The organism is Aeromonas enterica, assembly GCF_054052465.1.
On record NZ_JBSTYL010000055.1, the window covers coordinates 1 to 1,762 of the forward strand.

At 46.7% G+C, this 1,762-nt stretch carries 1 protein-coding gene; it reads right to left on the minus strand.

The features are described 5' to 3' along the window. Positions 1–448 precede the first annotated feature (448 nt). Positions 449–1,762, minus strand: a 1,314-nt coding sequence (locus ACW5XD_RS23835; RefSeq protein WP_456497015.1) for an Ig-like domain-containing protein, incomplete at its 5' end; no start/stop codon positions are given.

Here is a 1,762-nt window from a genome sequence, read left to right on the forward strand (position 1 = left end):
CAGGTATATCTGCCAACAAAAGCACACCAAAATTAAACATGAGCACAAGTGACCTACAGATCCCGGATGTTTTTTCACCGGGTTCTGTCACCGTGCAATATGGACTTCATTTTCAGAGATTTTCTGATATTTCATCCTTGAAAACTCTGGCGTTCACGAATCCAGTTTGACTTTTAACGAAATGGCATTTTTTATGGTGTCATATGGGTAAATTATAAAAATCCTGAAATTGTTTTTGAATTGCCAACATTCACTCATTGCAGGCGAAAGCCGATTTTGGTTGCGAACCAAAACAAGTTCTTTGAGAGTAATCAATCATATGTTCATGTGACGAGTCCGTTATCAACGGGCCATATCAACAACCCATATAAATGACATATAAAAGCCCCCAAAACAATGTGATGCTTTGGAGGCTTGTTCTTCGTTTCAATACCGGACGGCATTGTATTTAGTTAGAGACAAAAACTATTTCATGCGAATACCCATCACCGAAGACATTCATGCCGATTATTTCTTCTCCTGCTGGTGCCGCCCATGTACCTGTTACAACATTGGTAGTCATATTATTCTGACCACACACAAAGTTACTACCATCTTTGTAATAGATAATAATTTGGCTAATTGTAACTCCGCCCGGATCGTATTGAAAGTTACCCCAAGCCACCTTGACTGAAGATATATCAAGTCCACTTGTTGTGTAATAGGCGCCGCCAGTTCCTCCTACCATCGGCAATTCAGGAGTACCAATCGCATCAACAATGGCCCCGCATCTAAATGCAAAATTGTTGCTCTCACCCAACATAAAATTATATGACGCATCACTTGGCCGACGTAAGCCAAATCGTGGGCTATAAGACACATCTGTTACTTCAACTGCAGCAGTACCATATGTTCCAGTGGTTACATCATATGCTTTAATCTCTGTCGAACCTATATTTACTGTAGTGAACATGCCGGCATCATTTATAGTCCCAACCGAAGGATCCATTGTACTCCAAATAATATTTGCATCATTTGTCACATCTACGTCCAGTGTACCGTCAGACAGGGTCGCATAAGCCTTGAAGTTTTGGACTGCTCCGTTGGGTATTACGATTTTATCCGGTGACACTCGCAGACCGACTATCGCAACATCAACCACAGTCAACTGAGCGCTTGCAAAGAACGGCGCCCCTTGGAAGATATATGTAGCCCTGATGCTGGTAGAGCCCAATGTGATGCCTGTGGCTAAACCGCTAGTTGGAGAAATCGATGCAACGACCTCATTATCACTACGCCAGTTGGTCAGACTAGTCACATCCTGCGAAGATCCGTCCGACATAAGCACGGTGGCGGTATATTGCCTATTGTGCCCCACCGCCACTACCGAAGTCGCCGGCGCTATCTGAAAATCGGTAACAGTGACGGGACTATTTACAGTAATCTCGGCGCTTCCTTGCTGGCTGATACCGTGGCTGTCGGTATAGCTCGCTAGGATCGTCGCCGAGCCGTTGGCATTGGCATTGACCTTGCCAGCCACCACACTTGCGACTGTCGTATTGCTCGATGACCATCTGGCTACCGTCGTGACATCCTCACTCGCGCCGTCATCATAGTGAGCGGTCGCGGTCAGATCCTGGGTATCACCAACCATCAGCGAAGCGCTGTCAGGTGTGACTTCCAGACTGCCCAGGCCGGCAAACACGGTGACGGGGTGAGCCGCAGCACTGGCCCCGGCAAAACTCGCACCGATATCCACCATCCCCGGCTTTACACCCGTCAC